This is a genomic window from Pseudomonas sp. R4-34-07, from assembly GCF_003852375.1.
In the GTDB taxonomy this organism is placed as follows: Bacteria; Pseudomonadota; Gammaproteobacteria; order Pseudomonadales; family Pseudomonadaceae; genus Aquipseudomonas.
Window position 1 is genome coordinate 4,598,218 of record NZ_CP027760.1, and the last position, 20,354, is coordinate 4,618,571.

17 protein-coding genes are annotated in these 20,354 nt (G+C 60.4%); 11 read left to right on the forward strand and 6 right to left on the reverse strand.

The window, feature by feature from the left end:
* Positions 1-7 precede the first annotated feature (7 nt).
* The 11 genes from arcA (at position 8) to C4J85_RS21250 (ending at position 12,515) form a co-directional block, all read left to right on the forward strand.
* Entirely contained in the window at positions 8-1,264 is a 1,257-nt protein-coding gene (gene arcA, locus C4J85_RS21200) for an arginine deiminase (protein ID WP_124410643.1), read from the forward strand.
* 12 nt (positions 1,265-1,276) lie between these two features.
* Entirely contained in the window at positions 1,277-2,287 is a 1,011-nt protein-coding gene (locus C4J85_RS21205; RefSeq protein WP_124405122.1) for an ornithine carbamoyltransferase, read from the forward strand.
* A gap of 129 nt (positions 2,288-2,416) precedes the next feature.
* Positions 2,417-3,346 (forward strand): carbamate kinase, encoded by a 930-nt coding sequence (arcC, locus tag C4J85_RS21210; RefSeq protein WP_124371681.1) that lies wholly within the window; start codon positions 2,417-2,419, stop codon positions 3,344-3,346.
* Positions 3,347-3,364: 18 nt separating this feature from the next.
* Positions 3,365-3,727 (forward strand): DUF5064 family protein, encoded by a 363-nt coding sequence (locus C4J85_RS21215; RefSeq protein WP_124368149.1) that lies wholly within the window; start codon positions 3,365-3,367, stop codon positions 3,725-3,727.
* Positions 3,728-3,912: 185 nt separating this feature from the next.
* On the forward strand, positions 3,913-5,421 hold the full coding sequence (locus tag C4J85_RS21220) for a sigma-54-dependent transcriptional regulator (RefSeq protein WP_124410644.1): 1,509 nt from the start codon (positions 3,913-3,915) through the stop codon (positions 5,419-5,421).
* 450 nt (positions 5,422-5,871) lie between these two features.
* Entirely contained in the window at positions 5,872-6,255 is a 384-nt protein-coding gene (gcvH, locus tag C4J85_RS21225; RefSeq protein ID WP_057007158.1) for a glycine cleavage system protein GcvH, read from the forward strand.
* A gap of 10 nt (positions 6,256-6,265) precedes the next feature.
* Positions 6,266-9,103, forward strand: a complete 2,838-nt coding sequence (gene gcvP / locus C4J85_RS21230) for an aminomethyl-transferring glycine dehydrogenase (protein WP_124410645.1) — start codon at positions 6,266-6,268, stop codon at positions 9,101-9,103.
* A 160-nt stretch (positions 9,104-9,263) separates the two neighbouring features.
* Positions 9,264-10,166: an L-serine ammonia-lyase, iron-sulfur-dependent, subunit alpha gene (locus tag C4J85_RS21235; protein WP_124410646.1), complete on the forward strand. Its 903-nt coding sequence runs from the start codon at positions 9,264-9,266 to the stop codon at positions 10,164-10,166.
* 37 nt (positions 10,167-10,203) lie between these two features.
* Positions 10,204-11,328 carry a glycine cleavage system aminomethyltransferase GcvT gene (gene gcvT / locus C4J85_RS21240; protein WP_124368153.1) on the forward strand — a complete coding sequence of 375 codons (1,125 nt, stop codon included), beginning with the start codon at positions 10,204-10,206 and terminating at the stop codon, positions 11,326-11,328.
* A gap of 393 nt (positions 11,329-11,721) precedes the next feature.
* Positions 11,722-11,934, forward strand: a complete 213-nt coding sequence (locus C4J85_RS21245) for a cold-shock protein (protein WP_003365337.1) — start codon at positions 11,722-11,724, stop codon at positions 11,932-11,934.
* A 92-nt stretch (positions 11,935-12,026) separates the two neighbouring features.
* Positions 12,027-12,515 (forward strand): RDD family protein, encoded by a 489-nt coding sequence (locus C4J85_RS21250; protein ID WP_124405129.1) that lies wholly within the window; start codon positions 12,027-12,029, stop codon positions 12,513-12,515.
* A 136-nt stretch (positions 12,516-12,651) separates the two neighbouring features.
* On the opposite strand, the gene nadA is transcribed toward C4J85_RS21250, so the two are convergent.
* The 6 genes from nadA to C4J85_RS21280 form a co-directional block, all read right to left on the reverse strand.
* On the reverse strand, positions 12,652-13,710 hold the full coding sequence (gene nadA / locus C4J85_RS21255) for a quinolinate synthase NadA (RefSeq protein ID WP_124410647.1): 1,059 nt from the start codon (positions 13,708-13,710) through the stop codon (positions 12,652-12,654).
* Between the two features lie 245 nt (positions 13,711-13,955).
* Positions 13,956-14,423: an SRPBCC family protein gene (locus tag C4J85_RS21260; RefSeq protein WP_124410648.1), complete on the reverse strand. Its 468-nt coding sequence runs from the start codon at positions 14,421-14,423 to the stop codon at positions 13,956-13,958.
* Positions 14,424-14,445: 22 nt separating this feature from the next.
* Entirely contained in the window at positions 14,446-17,922 is a 3,477-nt protein-coding gene (locus C4J85_RS21265) for an amino acid adenylation domain-containing protein (RefSeq protein WP_124410649.1), read from the reverse strand.
* A gap of 12 nt (positions 17,923-17,934) precedes the next feature.
* Positions 17,935-18,864, reverse strand: coding sequence for a diiron oxygenase (locus C4J85_RS21270; protein ID WP_124364171.1), 930 nt, complete (start codon positions 18,862-18,864; stop codon positions 17,935-17,937).
* A gap of 25 nt (positions 18,865-18,889) precedes the next feature.
* Positions 18,890-19,237, reverse strand: a complete 348-nt coding sequence (locus tag C4J85_RS21275; protein WP_124405133.1) for a DUF4437 domain-containing protein — start codon at positions 19,235-19,237, stop codon at positions 18,890-18,892.
* Positions 19,234-20,010: a DUF3050 domain-containing protein gene (locus C4J85_RS21280; RefSeq protein ID WP_124410650.1), complete on the reverse strand. Its 777-nt coding sequence runs from the start codon at positions 20,008-20,010 to the stop codon at positions 19,234-19,236. The genes C4J85_RS21275 and C4J85_RS21280 overlap by 4 nt, the downstream gene beginning before the upstream one ends.
* Positions 20,011-20,354 lie beyond the last annotated feature (344 nt).

Here is a 20,354-nt window from a genome sequence, read left to right on the forward strand (position 1 = left end):
ATCTGAAATGACCACGGAAAAAGTGAAGTACGGCGTTCATTCCGAAGCCGGCAAACTGCGCAAAGTCATGGTGTGCTCCCCAGGCTTGGCCCACCAGCGGCTGACCCCCAACAACTGCGACGAACTGCTGTTCGATGACGTGCTGTGGGTCGCCCAGGCCAAGCGCGACCATTTCGACTTCGTGACCAAGATGCGCGAGCGGGACATTGATGTGCTGGAAATGCACAACCTGCTGACCGACATCGTCGCCATCCCCGAAGCCCTGGACTGGATTCTGCAGCGCAAGATCACCGCCAACACCGTCGGCCTGGGCCTGGTCGACGAAGTCGGTTCCTGGCTGCGCAGCCTGGAGCCGCGCAAGATCACCGAGTTCCTGATCGGCGGCGTCTCGGCCGATGACTTGCCGAGCAGCTTCGGCGGCCGGACCATCGAGATGTTCCGCGACTTCCTCGGCCACGCCAGTTTCATCCTGCCGCCGTTGCCCAATACCCAGTTCACCCGCGACACCACCTGCTGGATCTACGGCGGCGTGACGCTCAACCCGATGTACTGGCCGGCGCGACGCCAGGAAACCCTACTGACCAGCGCCATCTACAAATTCCACCCCGAATTCACCAACGCTGAATTCCAGATCTGGTACGGCGACCCCGACCAGGACCATGGTGCCGCCACACTGGAAGGCGGCGACGTGATGCCGATCGGCAACGGCGTGGTCCTGATCGGCATGGGCGAGCGCTCGTCGCACCAGGCCATCGGCCAACTGGCGCGCAACCTGTTCAAGAACAACGCCGTGGAACGCGTGATCGTGGCCGGCCTGCCCAAGTCCCGCGCGGCGATGCACCTGGACACGGTGTTCAGTTTCTGCGACCGCGACCTGGTCACCGTGTTTCCCGAAGTGGTCAACCAGATCGTGCCCTTCACCCTGCGCCCGGACGACAGCAAACCCCACGGTATCGATATTCAACGGGAAACCACCAACTTCCTCGACACCGTCGCCGCAGCGCTCAACCTCAAGGCGCTGCGCGTGGTCGAGACCGGCGGCAACAGCTTCGCCGCCGAGCGCGAGCAATGGGATGACGGCAACAACGTGGTGGCCGTGGAACCGGGCGTGGTGATCGGCTACGACCGCAACACCTACACCAACACCCTGCTGCGCAAGGCCGGGGTGGAAGTCATCACCATCAGCGCCGGTGAACTCGGTCGGGGCCGTGGCGGCGGCCACTGCATGACCTGCCCGATCATCCGCGACCCTATCGACTATTAAGGAGATTCCATCATGGCTTTCAATATGCGCAACCGCAGCCTGCTGTCGCTGATGCACCACACCACCCGCGAACTGCATTACCTGCTGGACCTTTCCCGCGACCTCAAGCGCGCCAAATACACCGGCACCGAGCGTCCGCACCTCAAAGGCAAGAACATCGCGCTGATCTTCGAAAAGACCTCGACCCGCACCCGCTGCGCGTTCGAAGTAGCGGCCCACGACCAGGGCGCGCACGTCACCTACATCGACCCGGTGTCGTCGCAGATCGGCCACAAGGAAAGCATGAAAGACACCGCCCGCGTACTTGGGCGCATGTTCGACGCCATCGAATACCGGGGCTTTGAGCAGGAAATCGTCGAAGAGCTGGCCAAGTTCGCCGGCGTGCCGGTGTTCAACGGCCTCACCGCCGAATTCCACCCGACGCAAATGATCGCCGACACCCTGACCATGCGCGAACACAGCGACAAGCCGCTGCATGACATCAGCTACGCCTACCTGGGCGATGCGCGCTACAACATGGGCAACTCGCTGCTGATGATCGGCGCCAAGCTCGGCATGGACGTACGCATCGGCGCGCCGAAAGCCCTGTGGCCCCATGACGACTTCATCAAGCAGTGCCAGGCGTTCGCGCAAGAAAGCGGCGCGCGCATCACCATCACCGAAGACCCGGCCGAGGCGGTCAAGGGCGTGGATTTCATTCACACCGATATCTGGGTGTCCATGGGCGAACCGGTAGAAGCGTGGGACGAGCGTATCGAGCAACTGCTGCCGTACCAGGTCAACGCCAAGATGATGAAAGCCTCGGGCAACCCGCGCGTGAAGTTCATGCACTGCCTGCCGGCGTTCCACAACAGCGAAACCAAGGTTGGCAAAGACATCGCCGCGCGCTATCCGCACCTGGCCGGTGGCGTGGAAGTCACCGAGGAAGTCTTTGAATCGCCGGCCAACATTGCCTTCGAGCAGGCGGAGAACCGCATGCATACCATCAAGGCGATCCTGGTGTCGGCGTTGGCGGATATCTAACTGATCGTTCCCACGCTCTGCGTGGGAATGCCTCACTGGACGCTCTGCGTCCGCTTTTGTGGCGCAGAGCGCCACTGGCTGCATTCCCACGCAGAGCGTGGGAACGATCATTTCAGAAGGACATTTTCTATGCGCATCGTCGTAGCCCTGGGCGGCAACGCCCTCCTGCGCCGTGGTGAACCCATGACCGCAGACAACCAACGCGCCAATATCCGTATCGCCACCGAACAGATTGCCAAGATCCACCCCGGCAACGAGCTGGTGATCGCCCACGGCAACGGCCCGCAGGTCGGCCTGCTGTCGTTGCAGGCAGCGGCCTATACCAGCGTTTCGCCGTACCCGCTGGACGTACTCGGGGCCGAGACCGAAGGCATGATCGGCTACATCATCGAACAGGAACTGGGCAATCTGCTGGACTTCGAAGTGCCCTTCGCCACCCTGCTCACACAAGTGGAAGTCGACGCCAACGACCCCGCATTCCAGAACCCGACCAAGCCAATCGGCCCGGTGTACGCCAAGGCCGAAGCGGAAAAGCTTGCCGCCGAAAAAGGCTGGGCCATCGCTCCCGACGGCGACAAATACCGTCGCGTGGTTGCCAGCCCGCGCCCGAAACGCATCTTCGAAATCCGCCCGATCAAATGGCTGCTGGAGAAGAAAGCCATTGTGATCTGCGCTGGCGGCGGCGGTATCCCTACGATGTATGGCGAAGACGGCAAGCTCAAAGGCATTGAAGCGGTGATCGACAAAGACCTCTGCTCATCGCTGCTGGCCGCGCAACTGGACGCCGATTTGCTGGTGATCGCCACCGACGTCAACGCGGCGTTCATTGACTTCGGCAAGCCCACCCAGAAGGCCATCGGCCAGGCTCACCCCGACGCCATGGAACAACTCGGCTTCGCCGCCGGTTCCATGGGCCCCAAGGTGCAAGCGGCCTGCGAGTTCGCCCGCCAGACTGGCAAAACCGCGGTGATCGGTTCACTCTCGGACATCGAAGCCATCGTCCAGGGCAGCGCCGGCACCCGCATCAGCACGGCAACCCCTGGCATCAGCTATCTGTGAAGTAGAGGAGATTTGCCTATGGCTACCTTTGAACCGGGACACTTGCACGTCGAACGTCACGCGCTGAACAAAGACGACTACAGCTACAACCTGTGCATCGACTATGAAGTCAGCCAGGACCCCAAGGAAGGCAAGGGCATGTTGTTCAAACTGCACGGTTCGGTGCAGGGCAAGGACCTCAAGGAGGAGTTTTTCCTGCCCAAGGACCAGGCCTTCGACTTTGCGCGGCATGCGATGAATATCGCGCAGAAATACGGCATGCCGAAAACGGCCGTGTTGAATGGCTCGATGCACAAGCAGTACGACTTGATGTTCGAAGATGTGCGGCATCAGCTGGATGTGAAATCGGGCGACCCGATCAAGCCTGAACACTTGGCATAGTCAGGGTGCACTGACACAACACTTTTCAAATGTGGGAGGGGGCTTGCTCCCGATGGCGGTGGATCAGCTGATAAATCTTTGGCTGACACACCGCTATCGGGAGCAAGCCCCCTCCCACATTTTTGATCTCCATCACCTGTCAGGCATACTTGCCGCCTCTGCTCTCCAGAATTGCCAATCGCCCCATGCGTATCCACGTCAGCTTCATCGACCGCGTCGGCATCACCCAGGAAGTCCTGGCCTTGCTCGGTGGGCGCAATCTCAACCTGGATGCGGTGGAGATGGTGCCGCCCAACGTCTATATCGACGCGCCGACCTTGAGCGCCGAGGTGCTCGAGGAACTGCGCGATGCGTTGTTCAGCGTGCAGGGCGTGCAGGCGGTGACCGTGGTCGACATCCTCCCCGGCCAACGCCGCCACCTGCAACTCGACGCCCTGCTGGCGGCCATGACCGACCCGGTGCTGGCCTTGGACAGCGCGGGCAAGATCCTGCTGGCCAACCCGGCGCTGATCGCGCTTTACGGGCGCGAACCGGCCGGGGAAAGCATCGCCGAGCTGTTCAACGATCCAGGGCTGCTCGACACCTTGCTGGAGCACGGCTTTCGCCTGCCATTGCGCGAGATCAGCGTGAACGGCCAGACCTTGTTGCTGGACGCCACGCCGATCACCGATGCCGGCGCCCTGCTCACGCTTTACCAGCCGAACCGCATCGGTGAACAACTCTCGGCGCTGCACCACGACCATGCCGAAGGTTTTGATGCGCTGTTGGGCGAATCACCGGCGATCCGCACCCTCAAGGCACGCGCGCAACGGGTGGCCACCCTGGATGCGCCGCTGTTGATCCAGGGTGAAACTGGCACCGGCAAAGAGTTGGTGGCACGCGCCTGTCATGCGATCAGCGCGCGTCACAGTGCACCCTTTCTGGCCTTGAACTGTGCCGCGCTGCCGGAAAATCTCGCCGAAAGTGAATTGTTCGGCTACGCCCCCGGGGCCTTTACCGGCGCACAACGGGGTGGCAAGCCGGGGCTGATGGAGCTGGCCAACCAAGGCACAGTATTTCTCGACGAGATCGGCGAAATGTCGCCGTACCTGCAGGCCAAGTTGCTGCGCTTTTTGAATGACGGCAGCTTTCGCCGGGTGGGCGGCGACCGCGAAGTGAAGGTCAATGTGCGCATCCTCAGCGCCACCCACCGCGACCTGGAAAAGATGGTCAGCGAAGGCACCTTTCGCGAAGACCTGTTCTACCGCCTCAACGTACTCAACGTTGAGGTGCCGCCGTTGCGCGAGCGCGGCCAGGACATCCTGCTGCTGGCCCGCTATTTCATGCAGCAAGCGTGCGCACAGATCCAGCGCCCGGTGTGCCGCCTGGCGCCGGGTACCTACCCGGCCCTGTTGGGCAACCGCTGGCCAGGCAACGTGCGCCAATTGCAGAACGTGATCTTCCGCGCCGCCGCCATCTGCGAAAGCAGCCTGGTGGATATCGGCGACCTGGACATTGCCGGCACCTCCGTCGCCCGCCAGAGCGATGGCGAAGTCGACAGCCTGGAACAGGCGGTGGAAGACTTCGAGCGCGGCTTGCTGGAAACGCTCTACACCAGTTATCCCTCGACGCGCCAACTGGCCAACCGTTTGCAAACCTCGCACACGGCTATCGCACACCGATTGCGCAAGTACGGCATCCCCAACAAGCCCTGACTCGAGGGGTGGCATGCAAACCAATGTGGGAAGGGGCTCACCCTGATCCCCTGTAGGAGCGAGCTTGCTCGCGAGGAATGCATGGCCACCGCGTCTATTCAGAATGAACGCGTTGCCTGGACGTTTTTCGCGAGCAAGCTCGCTCCTACAAGGTTCCTCCACCTTAGGTTTTGGTCCAGGAACGACATCCAGTGTACTGAAAGCGCTACAGTGGAACGATATCGATACAACCCCGTTTTTTAGGCGCCATGCAAGGCTTTGATCCGCAAAGGCTTTTTTTCACGCGCCTGACTGTAGCGAAATCGCTACAGCCTCAGCGCATAAGCTCAGAACCAATTTCACTAAGTGCCTGTTTTTCAAGGACTTAATAACATTGGCCGCAATATTGCTAAGCAACTCCCCATTATTCCAATCCCGTCCACCAGACGAATCTGGCCCTGAGGAGTTTCCATGAGCGAGTTGCGTTTCACTGAAGATCACGAATGGCTGCGCGCCGAAGCCGATGGCAGCGTCACCGTGGGTATCACCGCTTTCGCGCAGAACGCGCTGGGTGATGTGGTTTTCGTGCAACTGCCGGAGTTGCAGGCCTACGCCAAGGGCGCTGAAGCCTCCACCGTGGAGTCGGTCAAGGCCGCCAGCGGCGTGTACATGCCGTTGGACGGTGAAGTGCTGGAAGTGAACGACAAACTCGATGGCAGCCCGGAACTGGTCAACGAAGATCCGATGGGCGAAGGTTGGTTCTTCCGTTTTAAACCGGCCGATGCCGAGGCAGTCGCTAAACTGCTGGATCAGGATGCGTACGACCGCCTGATCAAAGCCAACGCCGAAGCCTGAGGAGCGCGCCATGACGATCAACTTGAGCACCGCCAACGAATTCATCGCCCGTCACATCGGCCCGCGCCAGGAAGATGAGCAGCAGATGCTCGCGAGCCTGGGCTTCGATTCCCTGGAAGCCCTGAGCGCCAGCGTGATCCCGGAAAGCATCAAGGGCACCAGCGTGCTTGGCCTGGAAGACGGCCTGAGCGAAGCCGAGGCCCTGGCCAAAATCAAGGCCATCGCCAGCCAGAACCAACTGTTCAAAACCTACATCGGCCAGGGCTACTACAACTGCCATACGCCGTCGCCGATCCTGCGCAACCTGTTGGAAAACCCGGCCTGGTACACCGCCTACACACCGTACCAGCCAGAGATTTCCCAGGGCCGCCTGGAAGCGCTGTTGAATTTCCAGACCCTGATCAGCGACCTCACCGGCCTGCCGATCGCCAACGCCTCCCTGCTCGACGAAGCCACCGCCGCCGCCGAAGCCATGACCTTCTGCAAGCGCCTGAGCAAGAACAAGGGCAGCAACGCGTTCTTCGCTTCGGTGCACAGCCACCCGCAAACCCTCGACGTGCTGCGCACCCGTGCCGAGCCGTTGGGCATCGACGTAGTAGTGGGCGATGAGCGCGAACTGACCGACGTCAGCCCGTTCTTCGGTGCCCTGCTGCAATACCCGGCCAGCAATGGTGACGTGTTTGATTACCGCGAACTGACCGAGCGTTTCCACGCCGCCAACGCCCTAGTCGCCGTGGCCGCCGACTTGCTGGCCTTGACCTTGCTGACCCCGCCGGGCGAGTTCGGCGCCGACGTGGCCATCGGCAGCGCGCAACGCTTCGGCGTGCCATTGGGCTTTGGCGGCCCGCATGCGGCGTACTTCTCCACCAAGGACGCGTTCAAGCGCGACATGCCGGGCCGTCTGGTCGGTGTCTCGGTAGACCGCTTCGGCAAGCCGGCCCTGCGCCTGGCCATGCAGACCCGCGAACAACACATCCGTCGCGAGAAAGCCACCAGCAACATCTGCACCGCCCAAGTGCTGCTGGCCAACATCGCCAGCATGTACGCCGTGTACCACGGCCCCAAAGGCTTGACCCAGATCGCCCAGCGCATTCACCAGCTGACCGCGATCCTGGCCAGGGGCCTGACCGCTCTGGGCCTGAAGGTCGAACAACAGCACTTCTTCGACACCCTGACCCTCAACACCGGCGCCAACACTGCCGCCCTGCACGACAAGGCCCGTGCCCAGCGCATCAACCTGCGCGTGGTGGACACCGAGCGTGTCGGCCTGTCGGTCGACGAAACCACGACCCAGGCGGATATCCAAGCCTTGTGGGCGATCTTCGCCGACGGCAAGGCGCTGCCTGCCTTCGCCGCCACTGAAAGCACTTTGCCAAGCGCCTTGCTGCGCCAGTCGCCGATCCTCAGCCACCCGGTGTTCAACCGCTACCACTCGGAAACCGAGCTGATGCGCTACCTGCGCAAGCTGGCCGACAAGGACCTGGCGTTGGATCGCACCATGATCCCGCTGGGCTCGTGCACCATGAAGCTCAACGCCGCCAGCGAAATGATCCCGGTGACCTGGGCCGAATTCGGCGCCCTGCACCCGTTCGCCCCGGCCGAACAGAGCGCCGGCTACCTGCAACTGACCTCGGACCTGGAAGCCATGCTCTGCGCGGCCACCGGCTACGACGCGATTTCCCTGCAGCCGAACGCCGGCTCCCAGGGCGAATACGCCGGCCTGCTGGCCATCCGCGCCTATCACCAGAGCCGTGGCGAAGCGCGTCGCGACATCTGCCTGATCCCCTCGTCGGCCCACGGCACCAACCCGGCGACCGCCAACATGGCCGGTATGCGCGTGGTGGTCACCGCCTGCGACGCGCGTGGCAACGTCGACATCGAAGACCTGCGCGCCAAGGCCATCGAACACCGCGAGCACCTCGCCGCGCTGATGATCACCTACCCGTCCACCCACGGCGTGTTCGAAGAAGGCATCCGCGACATCTGCGCGATCATTCACGACAACGGCGGCCAGGTGTACATCGACGGCGCCAACATGAACGCGATGGTCGGCCTCTGCGCGCCGGGCAAGTTCGGCGGCGATGTGTCCCACCTGAACCTGCACAAAACCTTCTGCATCCCCCACGGCGGTGGCGGCCCGGGCGTTGGCCCGATTGGCGTCAAGTCGCACCTCACGCCGTTCCTGCCTGGCCATGCGGCCATGGAACGCAAGGAAGGCGCCGTGTGCGCAGCGCCTTTCGGCAGCGCGAGCATCCTGCCGATCACCTGGATGTACATCAGCATGATGGGCGGCGCCGGCCTCAAGCGCGCCTCACAGTTGGCGATCCTGAATGCCAACTACATTTCCCGTCGCCTGGAAGAGCACTATCCCGTGCTGTACACCGGCAGCAATGGCCTGGTGGCGCATGAATGCATCCTCGACCTGCGCCCGTTGAAAGACAGCAGCGGCATCAGCGTGGATGACGTGGCCAAGCGCCTGATCGACTTCGGCTTCCATGCGCCGACCATGTCGTTCCCGGTGGCCGGCACCTTGATGATCGAGCCGACCGAAAGTGAATCCAAGGAAGAACTGGACCGCTTCTGCGATGCCATGATCGCCATTCGCGAAGAAATCCGCGCAGTGGAAAACGGCACGCTGGACAAGGACGACAACCCGCTCAAGAACGCTCCGCACACTGCGGCGGAACTGGTGGGCGAGTGGAGCCATCCGTACAGCCGCGAGCAGGCGGTGTACCCGGTTGCGTCGCTGATCGAAGGCAAGTACTGGCCGCCGGTGGGCCGGGTCGACAACGTGTTTGGCGACCGCAACCTGGTTTGCGCATGTCCATCGATCGAAAGCTACGCGTAACTTCGGGGGTGTACTCGCTTGAAAGGTGGGAGGGGGCTTGCTCCCGATGACGGAGTGTCAGTCAACAGATAGGTTGAATGTACAACCGCCATCGGGAGCAAGCCCCCTCCCACACTGACCGAGTCCACCCGATACATAATAAGAAACCGGAGAACAACTCATGTCTTTAAGCGTGTTCGACCTGTTCAAGATTGGCATCGGCCCTTCCAGTTCCCACACCGTCGGCCCGATGCGCGCCGCCGCTCGTTTCGTCGAAGGGCTCAAGCGTGACAACCTGCTGAGCGCCACCCACAGCATCAAGGTGGAACTCTATGGCTCGCTCGGCGCCACCGGCAAAGGCCACGGCAGCGACAAAGCCGTGCTGCTCGGCCTGGAAGGCGAGCACCCGGACACCGTGAATACCGAAACTGTGGCCGCACGCCTGGCGATGATTCGCAAACCCCTCGCCTACCATCCCAACGGCATGATTTTTCGCGCCTTCGATGCCGCCGGCATCCAGGTGCGCAGCCGCGAGTACTACTCGGTCGGCGGCGGTTTCGTGGTGGATGAAGACGCGGCCGGCGCCGACCGAATTGTCGAGGATGCCACCCCACTGACCTTCCCTTTCAAACATGCCAAGGACTTGCTCGGCCATTGCGCCACCTACGGGCTGTCCATCAGCCAGGTGATGCTGACTAACGAAAACGCCTCGATCTCCGGCGCCGGAGTCGGTTGCGAGGGCGAGGTCGGCGTGGCCTTTTCCATGGCCGCCGGCGCGCTCTGCGAAGTGCTGGGCGGCAGCGTGTCACAGGTGGAAAACGCCGCCGAGATCGGCATGGAACACAACCTCGGCCTGACCTGCGACCCGATTGGCGGGTTGGTGCAGGTGCCCTGCATCGAGCGCAATGCCATGGGCTCGGTCAAGGCGATCAACGCCGTGCGCATGGCCTTGCGCGGCGATGGGCAACATTTTGTGTCCCTCGACAAAGTGATCCGCACCATGCGCCAGACCGGCGCCGATATGAAGAGTAAATACAAGGAAACCGCCCGTGGCGGTTTGGCGGTCAACATTATCGAGTGCTGACGCCTGACCGCGCCGGCACGTTTTTCAGGAGCTGAACATGTCCACCGAAACCCTGTTGAAAACCCCATTGCACGCCCTGCACATCGAGCTGGGCGCGCGCATGGTGCCCTTCGCCGGCTACGACATGCCGGTGCAGTACCCGTTGGGCGTAATGAAGGAACACTTGCACACCCGTGAACAGGCCGGGTTGTTCGATGTATCGCACATGGGCCAGATCCGCCTGACCGGCGCCAACGCCGCCAAGGCCCTGGAAACCCTGGTACCGGTCGACATCATCGACCTGCCGGTAGGCATGCAGCGCTACGCGATGTTCACCAATGACCAGGGCGGCATTCTCGACGACCTGATGGTGGCCAACCTGGGCAACGACGAACTGTTCCTGGTGGTCAACGCCGCCTGCAAGGATCAGGACCTGGCACACCTGCGCGCGCACATCGGCGACCAGTGCAGCATCGAACCGCTGTTCGAAGAGCGCGCGCTGCTGGCCCTGCAAGGCCCGGCGGCGGTGAAGGTGCTGGCGCGCCTGGCACCGCAAGTCAACGAGATGACGTTCATGCAGTTTGCCTCCCTGCGGCTGTTGGGCGTGGACTGCTACGTCAGCCGCTCCGGCTACACCGGGGAAGACGGTTTTGAAATCTCCGTACCGGCTGAAAACGCCGAAAGCCTGGCTCGCAGCCTGCTGGCCGAGGCCGAAGTACAGGCGATCGGCCTGGGCGCTCGTGACTCCCTGCGCCTGGAAGCGGGCTTGTGCCTGTACGGCCATGACATGAACACCGACACCACCCCGATTGAAGCCAGCCTGTTGTGGGCCATCTCCAAGGCCCGCCGTGCCGATGGCGCGCGTGCCGGCGGCTTCCCGGGCGCAGACCGGATCTTCACCCAGCAGCAAACGGGCGTAGGCCGCAAACGCGTAGGCTTGCTGCCCCAGGAGCGCACCCCGGTGCGTGAAGGTGCACAAATCGTTGATGAACAGGGCACGGTGATCGGCAGCGTGTGCAGCGGAGGCTTTGGCCCAAGCTTGGGCGGCCCGCTGGCGATGGGGTACCTGGACAGCGCATTTGTCACACTGGATACCGAAGTCTCTGCGTTGGTGCGTGGGAAAAAGGTGCCATTGCGTGTAAGTAAAATGCCATTCGTGCCGCAGCGTTACTTCCGCGGCTGAATGTTTGTTTCAATAAGTAACGCACTTGCGTGCCGTGCACTAAACTGTAACGCAAGCGCCATATAACAGTGCACGCGTGATAGTAATTGTTCGGGGTTTTTCCCTATAACAAGTGATCGAATCTATCGAATAAGGCAGCTGCGCAACTTCAACAAAACTGTCATCAGCCCGAGCAATCCCGGGCTGTTTGGCAGGGCTTGTTTTTTTCATATTAGTTGGCGTAGAGTTTCTCCACTGTGTTTGCATGGGTCGCTTGGAACCTGGACCTGGGCAGTAGCTGAAGTAGTAGTGCTACAACCCGTTCGACGTCTCTTACTTTCCTGCAACCCAGCCCAGTACTCTTTCATGTGAAAGGGGCTGTCATTAATTTTTAGCGTCAAAGGAAAGAAGAAAATGGCTGAACGTCAGAGCGGTACCGTCAAGTGGTTCAACGACGAAAAAGGGTTTGGTTTTATCACGCCAGAAAGCGGTCCGGATCTGTTCGTGCATTTCCGCGCTATCCAGGGCAACGGGTTCAAGAGCCTGAAAGAAGGCCAGAAAGTAACCTTCGTTGCCGTGCAAGGCCAGAAAGGCATGCAAGCTGACGAAGTACAAGCAGAAGGCTGATCCTTCCTGCGACAAAAAGCCCCTGATATGACATCAGGGGCTTTTTTATGGGCGCCATTGCGTAAACTGCAGTTTTCCCAGAGAGCCCTGCCATGCCCAAAGCCCTGTTGAGCCCCCAAGGCGAGTTCCCCGCAGTTGGCCTGGGCCGTCGACTGGCAGCGATGTTCTATGATTTTCTTTTATGCACCGCGCTGCTGATCGTCACCGCGTTTATCTACAAGCTGGTATGGATCGCCTTCGTCGGCGAAGCGAAGATGCGCAGCCTTACCGAATCCGGCGCCCTGGACGGTGACCCGCTGCTATCGACCCTTCTGCTGTTTGTGTTGTTCGGTTTCTTCGCCAAATTCTGGACCCACTCCGGGCAGACCCTGGGCATGCAGGTGTGGGGCGTGCGCGTGCAGAACGCCGATGGCTCGCGCATCAGTCTGTGGCAGGCGCTGTTGCGCTTTGTGGTGTCGATCGCCTCGTGGCTGTGTGTAGGGCTGGGATTTATCTGGTCGCTATTCGATAAGCACAAGCGCAGTTGGCATGACATCTATTCGGACACGCAGCTGGTGCGTATCCCGAAGCAGAAAAAATAATCGCACAATAGCGGAGACCGAAATGTGGGAGGGGGCTTGCTCCCGATAGCAGTGGTTCAGTCAAAATATAGAGTGACTGTCACACCGCTATCGGGAGCAAGCCCCCTCCCACATTTTTATTCATGTCAGCCTCGAGTCACGCGTTGCCGGCCAGTTTGAGGCGCGCCGCCTGGGTGAAGTCCAACATGCGTTTGAGCGGGCGTACCGCCTGCGGGATCACTGACGGCTCGACGAATATTTCGTTACTGCCCTCGCGCAGACATTGCAGCGTGCGTTCCAGGGTGTTCATCGCCATCCACGGGCAGTGCGCGCAACTGCGGCACGCGGCGCCGTTACCGGCGGTAGGCGCTTCGATGAAGACCTTGTCCGGGCACAGCTGCTGCATCTTGTAGAAGATGCCGCGGTCAGTGGCGACGATGAACGTCTTGTTCGGCAACCGTTGTGCCGCGGCAATCAGCTGGCTGGTGGAACCGACGGCGTGTGCCAATTCGATAACCGCTGTCGGCGACTCCGGGTGCACCAGGATCGCGGCGTCCGGATACAGCGCCTTCATGTCTTCCAGCTGCTTGGACTTGAACTCTTCGTGGACGATGCACGCACCGTCCCACAGCAGCATGTCGGCACCGGTCTGGCGCTGGATGTAGGTGCCCAGGTGTTTGTCCGGGCCCCAGATAATCGTCTCGCCGTTATCCATCAGGCTTTCGACGATCTCCAGTGCGCAACTGGAGGTCACCACCCAATCGGCGCGGGCTTTGACCGCCGCCGAGGTGTTGGCGTAGACCACCACCGTGCGCTCGGGGTGTTGATCGCAGAAGGCGGAAAACTCATCCACCGGGCACCCAAGGTCCAGGGAGCAGGTGGCTTCCAGGGTCGGCATCAGGATACGTTTTTCAGGGGTCAGAATTTTCGCGGTTTCGCCCATGAACCGCACCCCCGCCACCAGCACGGTCTTGGCCGGGTGAGCAGCGCCGAAGCGCGCCATTTCCAGGGAGTCGGAAACGCAGCCACCGGTTTGTTCGGCCAAGGCCTGAATCACCGGGTCACAGTAGAAGTGGGCGACCAGCACCGCGTCCTGCGCTTTAAGCTCGGCGGCGATGGCGGCCCGCAGGCTCGCCTCTTCATCGGCGCTGAGGGCCTTGGGCTGCTTGGCGTCGAGGTGGGCTTGAACCAGTAGGCGTTCGGAAATGTGCGTCATGTTCGCAAGACCTGCAGGCGCAGTAGCGCGAAAGTCGAGTGTACCACCGGCTCAGGAGCCCTTCGGGCGCCGCCGGACGAAGTGTGTATTCATCAAGCACGGGTAAAGCTGAAGCTGCGCAAGGCTACAGAATATCGAATGGATTCAAAAGCCTAATCTGGCCTTGCACGGGGCATTTTGCGGGGGGATGACGGCGGGATTGGTGCCCCGCGAATACCCAGGCATTCGCGGGGTGGTGCAAGTGGTCAGGCAAACAGCTTCTGGACATTGCTCATCGCATCATCGGCGAACCCTTGCAGGAACGCCTCGAACGCCGGCACGTCCTCCGGGCCACCGGTGTAGGGCTCACCGATGATGGTCCAGGTCGCCAGGCTTTGATTCGGGCCTTGCGGTTCCACTTGCATGACGGCCCACAGGTTGCCGATATTCAGTGAGGTGTAAATCAGCGACCAGGTCATGGTCATGCCGTCGTTGTCATGACTGTTGAGTTGCTCGATCACCACGTTGCCGTCCTTGAACAGCTTCTTGCGTACCGAGCGCACGCCCTCCCCGGTCATTTCGATGTGGGACAGCGCCGGAATGAATTTTGCGAAACCGGAAAAGTCACCGACGATATTCCACACGCTGCGCGCGTCGCCATTGACGCTGACGCTGGCGACCACAGGGTTGCCCACGGGGTTGCGCACCAGGGTATCGGGTTCAAAATGTTGCATGAGACAGCTCCTTGTTTGTGCTTTAGATGAAATCGATTTGCTTGAGGTAGTCGCAGCCTTTTTGCAGCAGCGCACTGTTCTTGGCCGGGTAGTCTTCACCCATGCTACGGATGCCTGAGAGCGCATTGCGGTATTCGATCATCGAGATATCGCCGATGTCTTCCTCAAACCCATTGAGGTAAAAGCCGACTACACCGAATAACGCGTTGTCACTGTCGATCGCCGACAGGCGCTGCTGCCATTGTGTCACCGGGACCATCTGGAAATCGTGACCAGCGGCGCGAAACGCCTCCAGGTAGTGCGCCCAGCTCAGGGGCAACGGGTTGTGCAAGTTGAAGACCGCCTTGGAGCGGTTATGTCGGCTGGCATGAAACGCAATGAACCGAGCGAGAAAGTCCACCGGCATCAGGTCGAAGTTCAGCGCCAGCTCAGGCACTTCCTTAAGCTGCAATGAGCCTTTGAGCATCAGCATCAACCGGTTCTGATGGGGCTGGCACACACCGGTCCGCGTATTGAAGGCAATGTTGCCCGGACGATAGAGGTTGACCCACACCCCCGACTCACTGGCGTTCCACAAGATGCGCTCAGCCACCCACTTGGAAAGGTTGTAGCCATTGCGAATGTAGATCGGCGGCGTGAACGCCGGCGGTTCTTCCAACACGCGCCCCTGCGCATCCACCGTGCTGGAAGCCGACAAGGTGGAAATGAAATTGAACACCTTCTTGCTGCGCCCTTCACACAGCTGCAGGCATTCCAGCACGGGGGTGACGTTGTCCTTGACCAGCGACTCATAGTCGAGCACATGGTTGACGTTGGCCGCGTTATAGATCAACACGCCGTATTCACGGTCCAGCCACTCATAATCAGCCTGCGACAGCCCCAGTCGAGGCTGGCTGATATCCGCCGCCAACACCCTTACGCGGCTCAAGTCCAGGTGCTCCAGACGGTTCTGAATCAAGGCCTGCTCGAAACGCTGCTGGGCGCTCATTCCTGCTGATTCGCGCACCAGGCACGCCACTTCGGTGCTGCCCAGCTCCAGCAGCGCTTCGACGATGTGCACCCCCAGAAACCCATTGGAACCGGTGACGATGACCTTGTGCAGGTTGCCCAGGCGGCTGATCGGCAACACGTCCAGCTCAGGTCGCAGCATCGCGTCACGCAAGGCCTGAGGGCTGACCGTGGCCGTGGCCTCCACGTCCTGGTCGATGAGCTTGGCGAGGTTGATCAGGGTCGGCTGTTCGATAAAACGATTGATCGAAACGCCCTTGCCGAACTTCTCGCGAATGCCCATGAGCATTTGCGACAACAGGATTGAGTGGCCGCCGAGGTTGAAGAAGCTGTCATCCACCGAGATGTCGGCACCGGGCATGTCGAGCAGTGTGGCCCACAACCCGAGCAACGTTTCCTGGGTAAGGTTCTGCGGCGCTTGGCGTGGCCCCTGGGTTTTGTAATTGACGGGAAGATTCTTCAAGGCCTTGCGGTCGACTTTGCCGTTGGCCGTGGCCGGCAGGCGGTCCAGCAGGCAGTAGGCGCTGGGGCGCATGTAATCGGGCAAGTGCTTGAGTGCGTAAGCCTGCAACTGTTCGCTGGCCGCGTGTCCGTCACCGCCGTGGGGCTGGGAGAAAAACGCCAGGATGCGCCGCTGTTGATCGATCACCACCGCCAATTGGCGAAACAACTGGCTCGATTGCAGCAAGTGTTCGATTTCTTCCGGCTCGACACGAAAACCGCGAATCTTCACCTGGTTATCCAGGCGCCCGATGATCTGGATGCCGTCTGACGTCCAGCGCGCCAGGTCGCCGGTGCGGTACAAACGCAACAGCTGACCATCGGGCAATTCGTGCAGGCGGTAACGCTCGGCAGTCATTTGCACGGCGTCCAGATAACCCAGGCCCACCCCTGGCCCGGCGATGTGGATCTCGCCGCTGCCACTTTGCCCTACCGGCTGCCCCTGCTCATCGAGCAGGTAAATCGCGGTATTGGCGATCGGCACGCCAAGGTTGCGATTGTTGTCGCCGGGCAGGAAAGTGCGGCATGTGGCAAGCACGGTCGTCTCGGTGGGCCCGTAGATGTTATGCAATTGGCACTGCCCCGCCAGTTGCTCGATGACATGGGGCTCGCACACATCGCCGCCTGTCACCAAATGCTGCATGCCGTACAGCGATTCGAGCGCAAGGATGCTGAGCAAGGCCGGTGGCAGGAAGGCATGCGTCACGTGCTCCTGCTGAATCAATTCGGCCAGCGCCACAGGATCACGGCGCTGATCCTCGGTGGGTACGATCAACTCCGCGCCCTGGATCAGCGTCGGGAAGATGTCCAGCAACGAGGCATCGAAATTGATCGTGGAAAACTGCAAGGCGCGGCTATGGCGATCCAGTTCCACATAACGGGCATACCATGCGCAAAAGTGGCTCAGGTTGTCGACCGTCAGTAATACGCCCTTGGGTTGCCCGGTGGTGCCTGAGGTGTAGATCGCCACACAAGGCGCCGCCCCTGCCAGCGGCACGCGCAGCAGGCTTTGATGCGGAGCCAGGGCCACGCGGCTGTAACCTTTGGCGCCATGGTGGAAGAAATCCAGGTGGCTGATGTCCAGAATCGCCAGGCCCGGGAGCGGGTTGCCAGCGTCGGTGTCCTGGATCAGCAAGCTGGCTTTGGCATGCTTGAGGATCGCCCCACGGCGCTCTTCGGGATGGTTCGGGTCAAGCGGCAGGTACACGGCCCCACAGCCAATCACTGCGAGAATCGCGGCATACAGCGCCGTTCCTTTGGACAAGGAGATGCCGATCACGGTCAACTCCCCGGCCCGGGATTGAAGCAAAGGCTGCAGGCGCTCCTGGATGGCCACGCTGTAGGCGTGCAGTTGCGCATACGACATGCCTTGCCCATCGACTTTCAAGGCAGTGCGCTCGGCATTGGCCAGCAGACTGTCGGCCAGCCGCTGTACGAAGGGTTGCCGGGCTTCCTGCAGCACCCCGATGGCGGCAGTGGCATTGTGGCGATGCTGCCAGGCCAATTGATCAAGCCGGGTCAGGCTCAGCAGGCGGTCGAGCGCCTTCACTGGTTCGCGCGGCGCCTCGAGGTAGTCGGCACTGCGCGAGTAGCGGCCAATGTGCACGCTGGCCATTTCCACCATCTGCACGATGGCTTCGTGCGCCTGGTCCGCACCATTGCCGGCCGTATCGGCGCCGACTTCACGGCGCCCCAGCGTCATCCAATCGCCCTCCCCCGCACGCCACAGGCATTCGAGGTGCAACGGCGCGGACACATCGCCGGCATCGTCAGACTGCATCCGTAACGATAGACGGTGACACGCCGGATAGTGAGGGACCCCTGTCGTGCTGGCATCATCGATCAGCAAGTCCGGCGACGGTAACCGGCAGTGCTCATTAGCATTATCAGTGGGCAGCAGATGCGTCGTATGGCCCATCTGCTCCAGCTCTTGCGTAAGGCGGGCGAGCGCATGGCTGCGCCCGCACAGAACGATATCAAGGTGTCTCATGGCTGTTCTCCTCTAGCGCAGATAATCGGCGAGCGCTTCCTGCATGCAGGGAGCGTCGAGCATGGCGCTGTGTTTGAAGAATCGGACGATGTTGCCCACCAGCGGATGCGTCGGGGTGATCGGAAAACTCATGCCTTCGACCTCCTCACGCAAGGCCGCCTTGACCGTAGGGCTCACCGGCAACTGCTCGATCAAGGCGAAATCGAACCCCTGCTGGATGTCGTTGGTCAGGTACTCGGCGAGGAACACCGGCATGATCGCGGCCAGCGCGCGCTTGTCCTCCTCGCTCGCCGTGCTCCAGTAAATGCGCGTCAACTTGGCCCAGAAGCCGGAGTGCCGCCCCTCGTCCGCCAGATGGTCTGCCATCAACCCCTTGACCGATGCCTTGACCGAATCGTCCCGGGCAAATGCCGCGACATCATTGGTCAGGGTATTTTCGGCAACCGCAACGCAGATCAGCTCAACCGCTGCCTTGAGGTGCTCGGGCGCCATTGCCAGGGCCTTGGGAATCGACCGGCTGAGTTCGATTTCCGCAGGCAAGGTGATGGGCTCGATCCCGGTCAGCTCGATGGTCTGTTGCATGTAGTCCATCGCCACCAATGCGTGGTAGTCCTCATCGACTACCACCGTCATCGCGTCATACCGACACGCAAACGGAAAGCGGATGGCGAAGTTATCTTTCGCAATGCTTCTGGCCGTTCTGTCGACAATTTCCGTTTCGAAAATCACTACATCGTTAATGAACTTGTACAAGCTTTGAACGAGCACGAAGTGCTGCAAGTGAGCACACTCGCGAATAAACGTTGCCCCCATTACCAGCGGTTGGCGACTGATCGGGAATATTAACTTTTCATCATCTTCCAAACGACGCCTCGGTCGCGTGCGAATCGTCGCCCGCTCCTCCCACGCCTCGGAAAATGATTGATATTCTTCAGCTCTCATGAAGCGTTCCCTTTGTTCATGATGATCAGTAGTAGTGCACTTCAAACAACAAACAGCCGTCTTCGGAATGGAACGGCCCGTGTTCGGTGTGCGCCGCCCTGAAGAAGTAACCGCCATCGCGATAGGTTTTCTCGGGGCGATCTTTACTGGCTGACTCTGTCTGGTCGCCTTCAATCAAATACACTTCTTCGTGATAATCGTGCGTATAAATCTCACGGGTGCCACCGCCCGGATGAAAGCGCACCAATCGCGTGCGAATACCGGTTTTATTGATCGGGTCCAGGGTGTCCTTGAATACCGTCAGGGTAATACCGCGCTCAGACGTCACCTCGACCCATTGGGCCTGGTCAGCTTCGATAACTGCTACGTTCATGCCACGCACTCACTGACATTTTCACGCATGGCGACACGCAAGTTGTCCCACAAGGCCAGACGACTTTGCACGGCAGCGATGGCCGACTCATACACTTCTTCCTGGCGTTGCGCATCACCGTTGACTAGGCGCGCGAGCAGGCTTTCCGCCGCCGGGCCGTGATCTTCGGAGTCGACTTCAATATGGCGTTGCAGGTAGTAGCGGAACGTCGGGGCATCGTCGGCAGTGATGTCCCAGTCATCGAGAATGCGCTGGAACATCTCCGGAATCACGCTCTCGCGACCATGCAGGAACGCGGCGGCGACACTGTGCGTCGACGCATTGATCGCGGTTTCGATGGTATCGGTCACGAACGCGGAAGCCGCCAGGCCTGCTTCACAACGGTCCAACGCGGTCTGCAGATCGACGCCTTCACGCATCAGCTTGACGAAGAATTCGATCTTGTCGGTGCTGGCGCCAACCTCACGCATGGCATGCAGGTAGAGTTCGAAGTGGCTGTAGTGACCGCCCTGCAGGTTCTGGTCGGACTCTTCGCCGAGGATGATTTCGTTGATCAGGTGAGCTGCCGCCGGGTCCAGTGGTGGGAGCCAAGGCAGGCGAGTACACGTCAGGTCCTGTTGCAGGCGCTTGGCCAGGGACATGAAATCCCACACGGCAAAGACATGGGTTTCCATAAAGGCGCGCAGGACAGGCAATGAATTGATTTCAGCAAAAATCCGATGATTGCCCAGTTCCGTTTTCTTTGCGTTCAATAGCGACTTTTTATCTTCCATGGTGCTTTCCTTATCAGGCTTAGTTGCGTTCAGGCCACGCGACATATACCGACCTGCCTTTTTTCAGGCATGCGCAGGCTTATCTCGCCATTACCGGCCAGCACGGTATATATGTTAATTAAGTTACACGGTGAATCTTCGGCAGACCGAGCGGTCACCCGCCGAAGCAAGACGAAACTTAGAGGAAGCTCATAACGATCGGCAAGTGTTTTCTGGAAAAATAATACTAAATATTTCCAAACTACAAAACACACAACAACAGAAGCCCGAGCAAAGTTTTAAATATCAACTTTGTCGGGCGATAGTTTACCTACTCGCTTTTCGCGAGCATTAGCAAACTGCAT

What these genes read in the sequence shown, in the direction of transcription:
- C4J85_RS21260 (WP_124410648.1), bottom strand. Translation starts at nt 14,423, where the DNA reads ATGCAACATTTTGAACCCGATACCCTGGTGCGCAACCCCGTGGGCAAC.
- C4J85_RS21245 (WP_003365337.1), top strand. Translation starts at nt 11,722, where the DNA reads ATGGCTGAACGTCAGAGCGGTACCGTCAAGTGGTTCAACGACGAAAAA.
- arcC (WP_124371681.1), top strand. Translation starts at nt 2,417, where the DNA reads ATGCGCATCGTCGTAGCCCTGGGCGGCAACGCCCTCCTGCGCCGTGGT.
- C4J85_RS21215 (WP_124368149.1), top strand. Translation starts at nt 3,365, where the DNA reads ATGGCTACCTTTGAACCGGGACACTTGCACGTCGAACGTCACGCGCTG.
- gcvT (WP_124368153.1), top strand. Translation starts at nt 10,204, where the DNA reads ATGTCCACCGAAACCCTGTTGAAAACCCCATTGCACGCCCTGCACATC.
- C4J85_RS21205 (WP_124405122.1), top strand. Translation starts at nt 1,277, where the DNA reads ATGGCTTTCAATATGCGCAACCGCAGCCTGCTGTCGCTGATGCACCAC.
- C4J85_RS21235 (WP_124410646.1), top strand. Translation starts at nt 9,264, where the DNA reads ATGTCTTTAAGCGTGTTCGACCTGTTCAAGATTGGCATCGGCCCTTCC.
- C4J85_RS21270 (WP_124364171.1), bottom strand. Translation starts at nt 18,864, where the DNA reads ATGAGAGCTGAAGAATATCAATCATTTTCCGAGGCGTGGGAGGAGCGG.
- gcvP (WP_124410645.1), top strand. Translation starts at nt 6,266, where the DNA reads ATGACGATCAACTTGAGCACCGCCAACGAATTCATCGCCCGTCACATC.
- nadA (WP_124410647.1), bottom strand. Translation starts at nt 13,710, where the DNA reads ATGACGCACATTTCCGAACGCCTACTGGTTCAAGCCCACCTCGACGCC.
- C4J85_RS21265 (WP_124410649.1), bottom strand. Translation starts at nt 17,922, where the DNA reads ATGAGACACCTTGATATCGTTCTGTGCGGGCGCAGCCATGCGCTCGCC.
- C4J85_RS21220 (WP_124410644.1), top strand. Translation starts at nt 3,913, where the DNA reads ATGCGTATCCACGTCAGCTTCATCGACCGCGTCGGCATCACCCAGGAA.
- C4J85_RS21275 (WP_124405133.1), bottom strand. Translation starts at nt 19,237, where the DNA reads ATGAACGTAGCAGTTATCGAAGCTGACCAGGCCCAATGGGTCGAGGTG.
- gcvH (WP_057007158.1), top strand. Translation starts at nt 5,872, where the DNA reads ATGAGCGAGTTGCGTTTCACTGAAGATCACGAATGGCTGCGCGCCGAA.
- C4J85_RS21280 (WP_124410650.1), bottom strand. Translation starts at nt 20,010, where the DNA reads ATGGAAGATAAAAAGTCGCTATTGAACGCAAAGAAAACGGAACTGGGC.
- C4J85_RS21250 (WP_124405129.1), top strand. Translation starts at nt 12,027, where the DNA reads ATGCCCAAAGCCCTGTTGAGCCCCCAAGGCGAGTTCCCCGCAGTTGGC.
- arcA (WP_124410643.1), top strand. Translation starts at nt 8, where the DNA reads ATGACCACGGAAAAAGTGAAGTACGGCGTTCATTCCGAAGCCGGCAAA.